Raw genomic sequence first — 8,342 nt, forward strand, 5'->3', positions numbered from 1 at the left:
TTCGGCGGAGGGCCGGGACGGCGCGGCGGCTGGGGGCCGCGCGGCTCACCGGGGAGGGGACGCGCACCGGGCGGCGGGACCGGACGGGCGCCGGGAGGTGGTCCGGGACGGGGATTCTGATACGGGTTGGGACTTGGACGTGAACTCTGCGGAGGACGACCGCCATGTGGCTCATCGCCGTAGGGCTCGTAGGGCGAATTCACTGACAAGATCTCCATAACTCGTAGCGGTCCAGGTGGCAATCAGCGGTAGTCGTCACCGCGGCGGACGCATGCCGGCTCCGCGAGTCACCCGCCGGGGACGACCCAGGCACTTCATTCGGCGGCGGTGCGCCGGTTCGCGCGTGTCCCGGAGCGGCGTCGCGGCGGTGCCGGCGCGGAACCGAGTACATAGGACTGCACCAGATGATTCCAGCTGCAGGTCCGGCATACCTCGACGACATGAACCGAGAATTCTTCGCGCGTCTCGGCGAGTCGCGCAAGCTCCTCGGGTGTGCGAGCCGATCCGGCGACCGGCCCCAGGCCGTCGCCGAAGACCCAGGATACGAGGGTCAGCTGTTCCTTCCGGCAGATGGGGCATGTGACCTCGCTCCCGCGGCCATGGAACTTCGCCGCACGCAAGAGATAAGGATTCGCATCACACACCTCGGCGACATCGACCCGGCCCGCATAGACGTCAGCCAGCAGCGACCGGCGCCGCAGGGCGTAGTCGACAACTTGCCGCTGAATTCGCACGAGAACCAGAGTAGCGGGGATGGAATCGGGCCGCCCCGGGCTGCTGCGGATTGACCGTTCCCGGCCGGGCCGATCCAGCGCGTCGCGCCGCTACCCGGACTACGATCCGTCTGTGTCCACCGCAGCATCCGGGCGCATGCGAGCGCGTGATCTCGACCGCGCCGACGCATCCGGTCTTCTGGATGCCGCCTACGCCGAGGGGCAGCTCGGCGCCGACGAGTACCACGACCGGATCGCGCAGGCCGCGGCGGCGAAGACGCTCGGCGAATTGGCCGCGCTCACCGCCGACCTGCAAACCCCGGCCGCTGCGCGCGGGTTCGCCGCGCAGCGCCCGTCGGTCGCGCGAAAAGTATTGCGCCGCTCCGGTTCCGGCGGTAGTTATCCCGGTCACACCAGGGCGCGCGATGCCGATCGCGCCACTACGCGCGAACTGCTCGACCGCGCCCGTGCCGACGGCCAGCTGTCCGAAGACGAGCACGACGCCCTCACCGAACTCGCCGCGGAAGCGCGCACCCTGGGAGATCTGGACGATCTGGTCGCGGATCTCCAGCGGCCACGCGACGTCGCCCCCGCGCCGCGACCGCCGCGGTCGCATCGAGCCCAGTGGTATCGGGCCGCGGTCGCTGTGGCAGCGGCGCTGGCCGCCTGCGCCGGTTTCCTCGCGGTCACCAGGGAGGCGGAACCGCGATCCACGGCGCAAGCCCCGCCGGTCGTGGACGTGGGGGCGGTGCAGCCCGTGGTGGTCCCGACGCCGAGTCTGGTCACCACCGAGGGGATCGCCACCTTCCTGCGCAACTACCAGCGGAAATTCGGTGACCTCCAGGTGGACGAGCTGTATATGCACGGTGATCACGCCTCGCTCACCCGGGCTGTGCCCGGCCAGCCGAATCGGAAGGTCCAGTACGACTACCGCGGTGGTTTCGCCCAGTCCATGCAGATGGAGACACGCAAGGCGGACACGCCGTCGGTGGATCTGGCCGGACTGAACGTGGAGGCGATCGGCCGGGCTCTCGCTGACGCGGCCACCATGACCCGAGTGCCCGGCGGCGTCGTCACGCATTTCAAGGTGGGCGTGAACGGTCTGTCCCCCGGGTACGGCGTTGCTGCCGGGCAACCCGTCATCGAGGTCTACGTGAGCAACGCGGTGAAAGAGAGCGGCCACTTCGTGCTGACCCCGACGGGCGAGGTGCGCCGCGTATGGCCGTTCGGAGGATGAGCGATGGCGACCACCCGATACAGCGACGTCCGGGCCCGCGACACCGACCGCGCCGACGTGTGCGGGCTGTTGGACGCCGCGCTCGCTGACGGCCAGCTCACCGCCGACGAGCACGCCGCGCGTACCGCCCAAGCCATGCGCGCGAAGTCCTTCGGCGAGCTCGAGGCGTTGATCGATGATCTGCAGATCCCCGACGGGCTGGCGAATGCCCCGGTGGTCCGGGTCGACCGGCGGCGTCCGCGCCGCTGGCTGGCGCCGGTGTCGGTGGTCGTCGCGGCCTTGGTGGCAGGCGCGATGGTCGGGGGGATCAGCCGTTGCGGCGTCGATCTGCCCGGCTTCGGGGAGGACGTTCCCGACTTGACCACCGGCGCGGGGCTGGCCTATTTCCTCGCGGAGTACCGGGCCGAATTCGGCGATATGAACGCCGACGAGGTCACGTTCTATCCGAAGTATGCGGTTGTGGACCGGCAGAAGCCCGGTAGCTCCTCCGAGACCGGCGACTACCACTACAACGGCGACTTCCGCACCTCCGGGACCTCCCAGCGGGAACGCGGGGCCCGCAGCTTCGACCTGGCCGCCATCGACGTGCCCGCCATCGCGGGCCTGCTGGCCGGTGCGCCGCGGACGGTGAGGTGCCCGGACGGCGTGATCACCCTGGTCATCGTGCAGTTCGATACGCACGGTCCATACGATCGCGGCGCCGTCGTGGATATCCACGTCACGGGGAAGGACGGCTCGTCCGGCTACCTGACGACCACTTTCGCGGGCGAGCCGCTCGCGGTCTTCCCACCCTCTCGCTGAACCGCGAGTTCGGCCGCACCGGGGCCTACGGCTGTGCACAGATGTATCGCTCCGATATAGTGGAAAGTCGCATCCATCGGTTAGGTTCTGTACACAGTCAGGGGTGAAGCCCGGTGCTCGAACTGGCAATCCTCGGGCTGCTCCTGGAAGCGCCCATGCACGGGTACGAGCTGCGCAAGCGGTTGACGGGCCTGCTCGGGGCCTTCCGTGCCTTCTCCTACGGATCGCTCTACCCGACACTGCGCCGCATGCAGGCGGACGGGTTGATCGCCGAGGAGATCCCCGCGGGCGCGACGACACGCCGCGCGCGACGGGTCTATCAATTGACCCCGGCCGGGCGGGAACGGTTCAGCGAGTTGCTCGCCGACACCGGGCCGCAGAACTACACCGACGACGGCTTCGGCGTTCATCTGGCTTTCTTCAGCCGCACTCCCGCGGAAGCGCGGATGCGGATCCTGGAGGGCAGGCGGCGTCAGGTCGAGGAGCGCCGAGAGGGGCTCCGGGAGGCGATCAAGAAGGCCAGTGGGTCGCTGGATCGCTACACCCGGCAGCTCCATCAACTCGGACTCGAATCAAGCGAGCGCGAAGTGCGCTGGCTCAACGAGTTGATTGCGGCGGAGCAATCGACGAAGGCGGCACCACAGAAAGAGGGAAATATCGGCCATGAGTGACGTCAAGAAGGCTGACAACGCCACAGAGGTTCGCGTCGCCATCGTGGGTGTGGGCAACTGCGCCTCCTCGCTGGTCCAGGGCGTGCAGTACTACAAGGACGCGGACGAATCCGCGACCGTCCCCGGCCTGATGCACGTGCGGTTCGGGCCGTACCACGTCCGCGACGTCAAGTTCGTCGCCGCGTTCGACGTGGACGCCAAGAAGGTCGGCTTCGACCTGGCCGAGGCGATCTTCGCCAGCGAGAACAACACGATCAAGATCTCCGACGTGCCGCCGAGCGACGTCGTCGTGCAGCGCGGGCCGACCCTCGACGGCATCGGCAAGTACTACGCGCAGACCATCGAGCTGTCCGAGGCCGAGCCGGTCGACGTGGTGCGGGTGCTGAAGGAAAACAACGTCGACGTGCTGGTGTCCTACCTGCCGGTGGGCTCGGAGGAGGCCGACAAGTTCTACGCGCAGTGCGCGATCGACGCGGGTGTCGCGTTCGTCAACGCGTTGCCGGTGTTCATCGCCTCCGACCCGGTCTGGGCGGCTAAGTTCACTGAGGCCGGTGTCCCCATCGTCGGTGACGACATCAAGAGCCAGGTCGGCGCGACCATCACCCACCGCGTGATGGCCAAGCTGTTCGAGGATCGCGGTGTGCAGCTCGACCGCACCATGCAGCTGAACGTCGGCGGCAACATGGACTTCAAGAACATGCTCGAGCGCGAGCGCCTGGAGTCGAAGAAGATCTCCAAGACCCAAGCCGTCACCAGCAACCTCAAGAAGGAACTCGGCGCCAACGACGTGCACATCGGCCCGTCCGACCACGTGGGCTGGCTCGACGACCGCAAGTGGGCCTACGTCCGCCTGGAAGGCCGCGCCTTCGGTGATGTGCCGCTGAACCTGGAGTACAAGCTCGAGGTGTGGGACTCGCCGAACTCCGCGGGCATCATCATCGACGCGGTACGCGCGGCGAAGATCGCCAAGGACCGCGGCATCGGCGGACCGGTCATCCCCGCCTCGGCCTACCTGATGAAGTCCCCGCCGCAGCAGCTCGCCGACGACATCGCGCGCGCCCAGCTGGAAGCCTTCATCATCGGCGCCGAGTGATTCGGTGACACCGACGCAAGCCGGCCGGAGGCAGAAGCCTCCGGCCGGCTGCGTTGTGCGGCGTCCGCGCTAGTCCAGCGAGACGTAGACCTCCACCGACGCCGGGCCGGTGTAGCGCTCCACCTCGGCGGTGTGGGAGCGGGTGATGGTTCCCGCGTTCTCCGCCTTCGCCACCTGTGCCCAGGCGGTGCGCAGCAGGTCGTAGGGCTTGTCGGAGACGACGAACTTGGCGTAGCGGCCCTGCGGGATGATGGTGAGCACATCGCCGGAGTCCAGCTCGTCCATCGCGCCGATCTCGTAGCCGAGTACGGCGACGGCGTGGTCGTTCTGACCGATGTAGGCCGCCACCCGCGGCACGTTCTTCTCCCGCGCCAGATAGCGATCCCAGGTGAAGTTCACCAGGTCGAGGTCACGCGCGGTCACCTCCCGGCCGGCCAGCGGCACGGTCAGGCCCGCGACCATGCTCTGCGGCAATGTGACGATCTCGAAGTCCACTGTCTGTTCCTACCCGTTGCCCTGATCGTCTGCCACTGCCACGAAAACTTCCACCGTCCGTGCGTCCGGATAGTGTTCCCAGTCGCCGGTATAAGCGCGAATGAGCCGCCCCGCGGCCTCCGCGTCCCACACTGCTCGCCAGATGCTCACGATGGTGTCGCCGAGATTGTCTCCACTGGCGACGAACCGGGCGAAGCGCCCGGCGGGCACCCGGGCGAGCACGTCTCCGGGCTGCAGGTCGGCCAAGCTGTGACAGCGGTAGCCGACGATATGGGTCAGGTACGAATTGATCTCCGGCGCGTGGTCGACGTACGCGGTGGTCGGCGGTCCGGGCAGTTTGCGGGCCAGGTTGCGCTTCCACGCCTCTTCGACTTTCGCGCGGCGCGGCCCCTCGACCGCGAGCGCGGGGCTGCGAAGCACTGTTCCCGCCACCAGCGTCTCGGGTTGGTCAACGACATTGAAATCCACCGGCGTAGCCCCTATGTCTCGTCTGTCCTCAATTGGCGTCGGTCCCGGTGCCCTCCGTGGTGACGCAGGCTACCGCCTCCGGGCCCGTCGCTCGCGCCGCGCTGTCGTCGCTCGGGCGCATATCCTTCCGCATTGTTTTCGCGGTTTCGGCGTCGGCCCGTTCCGACGCACTCGCTGTTCGCTCTCACTCTGGCAAACGATGCTGCCATGTCATGCGTTCCGCCGGGCCACGGAAGGTCACAGCATCATCGCTATCCAGGAACCGGAATGCTCAGTCCCGGGAAAATCTCGACCTCGCTGGGCGGTTGCGGGCTGGGCGGGATGATGACGACGGGCTCGCGCTGCGATGACGGCTGCGGTGGGTTCAGGATGTCGTAGGGACCGCCGGAGGGCGGCTTGCTCGGATTCGGCCGGGCCGGGGCTTGCGCGCCCGGAGCCTGCGCACCAGGGAACTGTTCGATCGGAGCGCCGTCGAGCGCGTCGTCCATGACCTGTTTCCAGATGTCGGCGGGCAGGCCGGAGCCGTAGATGTCGGCTCCGCGTGCGGTGCGGATCGGTTGTGGCTGATCGGTTCCGACCCACACCGCCGTGGACAGCGACGGGGTGAAGCCGATCATCCACGCGTCCTTGTTCGACTCGCTCGCGCCGAACTGCGTGGTACCCGTCTTGGCGGCCGATGGGCGGTTGTTCTTCAGCGCGTGCCCGTTGGAGTAGGCCGCGATCGGGAGCATCGCCTCGACGGTGTTCTCCGCGATCGTCTTGGAGATGCGCTGTTGACCCGCGGGCGGCTGGTCGCCGACCTTTTGCTCGCCGCGATCCAGCAGCACCCGCCCGTCACCGGTCACCACTCGCTGCACGAAGTACGGCCGGTGGTAGACGCCCGACTCGCCGATCGTGGCATACGCCGAGGCCATATCGATCGGCCGGACCGAATACTGCCCGAGGACGATTCCGTTCAGCGGTTTCCCGCCGTCCTCGGTAAGGGTCTTGCCCGCGACGCCGGGCAGCTCCTCCGGAATCCCCGCCGCGTGCGCCGCGTCCGCGATGGACTGAGGACCGTCGAACATCGTCATGGTCAGCCGGTAGAAGCTGGTGTTCAGCGAGCGTTTGAGCGCCTCGGCCATGGTGCACTTGCCGCACGATTCGCCGTCCACGTTGGTGATCCGGGTACCGCGGTCGGTCACGGGGGAGCTGTCCAGCACGCGGGAGAGCGGAATGCTCTGCTGTTGCGCGGCGATCGCCGCGAAGACCTTGAACGCCGAGCCGGTCTGCAACGGCGCCTGGGCGAAGTCGAAGCCGATGCCGTCGTAGCCGCCGAAGTACGCGCGCACCGCGCCGGAACGCGGATCGATCGACACCACGGCGGCGCGCAGTTCCGGTGGCTGCGCACCGAGCCGGTCGCGCACCGCGCCCAGTACCGCGTGCTGCGCTCTGGCGTCGATGGTGGTGGTGATCTGCAGCGCGCCCTTGTTCAAGTCGCGCTCGCTGATGCCGGAGTCGCGCAGCTCGCGCACGACCTGGTTGCGGATCAGGCCCTCGGGGCCGCGAGCCACGTTCTCGTCCGGGATCTGGCTGAGCGGGATGATCGGCGGGAAGGTGGTCGCGTCCCGATCGCCCGGCGCGAGCGCGCCCATCTCGACCATTCCGTCGATCACGTACCGCCAGCGCGCCTTCAGGTCCGCGAGGTGGGTTTCCGGGTCCAGGATCGAGGGCGTGCGGATCAGCGCCGCGAGCACCGCGCCCTCCGCGAGGGTCAGCTGGTCGACCTGCTTGTCGAAGTAGACCTTGGCCGCCGCGCCGATGCCGTACGACCCGCGGCCGTAGTAGATGGTGTTGAGGTAGGCGGCGAGGATGTCGTCTTTGCTCCACTGCCGTGCCATCTTCGCCGCGATGATCAGTTCGCGCATCTTGCGGGTGACCGTGCGCTCGGAGCCGAGAAAGGCGTTCTTCACGTACTGCTGGGTGATCGTGGAGCCGCCGCCCGCGTTGTCCTTGCCGAGCAGATTGTCTCGCGCGGCGCGCAGGAAGCCGGAAGTCGAATAGCCGGGATTGGTATAGAAATTGCGGTCCTCCGCCGACAGCACCGCGTCGCGCACCGGACGCGGCACATCGGACAACGGCACCGGCGTCCGATTCCCGTCCGGCGGGACGATTTTCGCGAGCACGGTGCTGCCGTCGGCGGCGAAGACGGTCGCGATCTGATTCGTCTGCACCGCATTCGGATCCGGGATCTCGGCGCTCCAGTACGCCAGGACCGACAGCAGCGCGGGCACCACGCCGAAGATGATGAACAAGGCCAGCAGCAGGCGGCGGATGCGTTCGGCCCGGCTGCGCGGCGGACGATCCGGCTCCGTGGGGCGCGGCGCGGTCGGTCGCGATTTCCGGCGAGCCGCCGCGCGCTCGCGCCGCTCCCGCGCGTTCCGGTTCGGCGTATCGGGCCGCTGCGTCCAGCCCGCGATCGAGGCATACGGTGCGGTCGGAGGACCCCCCTTGGCGCCACGCCTGCGTTCACGCGGTTTGCGGAACGAGCTCACGATCATCTCCTCCCGGAGCGTCGGACGAACTCACCTGCACGAACGGACGGAAAAGAGCATCGAAAGGCCGAGTTTACCGCGTACGTTCACAACCGGGTTTCCACTTCTCGGGCCGTTGACACAGCGGTGCACGCAGACCATAAGCGTGCTGCGCGAAGCGGCGAACTATCTGTCCCTGGCGATCCCGCCAACGCCACCACACCAGCTCAACCACGGGTTTCGAACGAAGCGAGACCGAGCATGCGCCGTGGGGGGGGCGGGGGGGGGGGGGGGGGGGGGGGGGGGGGCGGGGGGGGGGGGGGCCCGGGGGGGGGGGGGGGGGGGACCCCG

Annotated in this window: 8 protein-coding genes; 4 read left to right on the top strand and 4 right to left on the bottom strand. The window is 68.3% G+C overall.

The features are described 5' to 3' along the window. Positions 1-314: 314 nt before the first annotated feature. The gene (locus ACIA5H_RS09540; protein WP_355071181.1) at positions 315-734 is read right to left on the bottom strand and encodes a DUF5318 domain-containing protein; all 420 of its coding nucleotides are present in this window, start codon (positions 732-734) and stop codon (positions 315-317) included. Between the two features lie 112 nt (positions 735-846). Between ACIA5H_RS09540 and ACIA5H_RS09545 the strand changes: the two genes are divergently transcribed. The 4 genes from ACIA5H_RS09545 to ACIA5H_RS09560 all read left to right on the top strand — a co-directional run bounded on the left by ACIA5H_RS09545 (position 847) and on the right by ACIA5H_RS09560 (position 4,515). Further along, complete coding sequence (locus ACIA5H_RS09545; RefSeq protein WP_397075144.1) at positions 847-1,950, top strand: DUF1707 domain-containing protein; 1,104 nt, start codon at positions 847-849, stop codon at positions 1,948-1,950. A gap of 3 nt (positions 1,951-1,953) precedes the next feature. Beyond that, the gene (locus ACIA5H_RS09550; protein ID WP_397075146.1) at positions 1,954-2,751 is read left to right on the top strand and encodes a DUF1707 domain-containing protein; all 798 of its coding nucleotides are present in this window, start codon (positions 1,954-1,956) and stop codon (positions 2,749-2,751) included. 113 nt (positions 2,752-2,864) lie between these two features. Further along, positions 2,865-3,422, top strand: coding sequence for a PadR family transcriptional regulator (locus ACIA5H_RS09555; protein ID WP_039803160.1), 558 nt, complete (start codon positions 2,865-2,867; stop codon positions 3,420-3,422). Then, complete coding sequence (locus tag ACIA5H_RS09560) at positions 3,415-4,515, top strand: inositol-3-phosphate synthase (RefSeq protein ID WP_356963094.1); 1,101 nt, start codon at positions 3,415-3,417, stop codon at positions 4,513-4,515. Before ACIA5H_RS09555 ends, ACIA5H_RS09560 begins: the two co-directional genes overlap by 8 nt. A gap of 69 nt (positions 4,516-4,584) precedes the next feature. On the opposite strand, the gene ACIA5H_RS09565 is transcribed toward ACIA5H_RS09560, so the two are convergent. The 3 genes from ACIA5H_RS09565 to ACIA5H_RS09575 form a co-directional block, all read right to left on the bottom strand. Then, positions 4,585-5,010, bottom strand: coding sequence for a GyrI-like domain-containing protein (locus ACIA5H_RS09565; RefSeq protein ID WP_355071187.1), 426 nt, complete (start codon positions 5,008-5,010; stop codon positions 4,585-4,587). 9 nt (positions 5,011-5,019) lie between these two features. Further along, on the bottom strand, positions 5,020-5,478 hold the full coding sequence (locus ACIA5H_RS09570; RefSeq protein ID WP_356963092.1) for an effector binding domain-containing protein: 459 nt from the start codon (positions 5,476-5,478) through the stop codon (positions 5,020-5,022). Between the two features lie 251 nt (positions 5,479-5,729). Further along, positions 5,730-8,018 (bottom strand): transglycosylase domain-containing protein, encoded by a 2,289-nt coding sequence (locus tag ACIA5H_RS09575; RefSeq protein ID WP_397075151.1) that lies wholly within the window; start codon positions 8,016-8,018, stop codon positions 5,730-5,732. Between the last annotated feature and the right edge of the window lie 324 nt (positions 8,019-8,342).

This window comes from Nocardia sp. NPDC051900 (assembly GCF_044452545.1).
In the GTDB taxonomy this organism is placed as follows: Bacteria; Actinomycetota; Actinomycetes; order Mycobacteriales; family Mycobacteriaceae; genus Nocardia; species Nocardia sichangensis.

Excerpts from the sequence above, each read along its gene's own strand:
- ACIA5H_RS09550 (WP_397075146.1), top strand. The coding sequence starts at position 1,954 with ATGGCGACCACCCGATACAGCGACGTCCGGGCCCGCGACACCGACCGC.
- ACIA5H_RS09560 (WP_356963094.1), top strand. The coding sequence starts at position 3,415 with ATGAGTGACGTCAAGAAGGCTGACAACGCCACAGAGGTTCGCGTCGCC.
- ACIA5H_RS09575 (WP_397075151.1), bottom strand. The coding sequence starts at position 8,018 with ATGATCGTGAGCTCGTTCCGCAAACCGCGTGAACGCAGGCGTGGCGCC.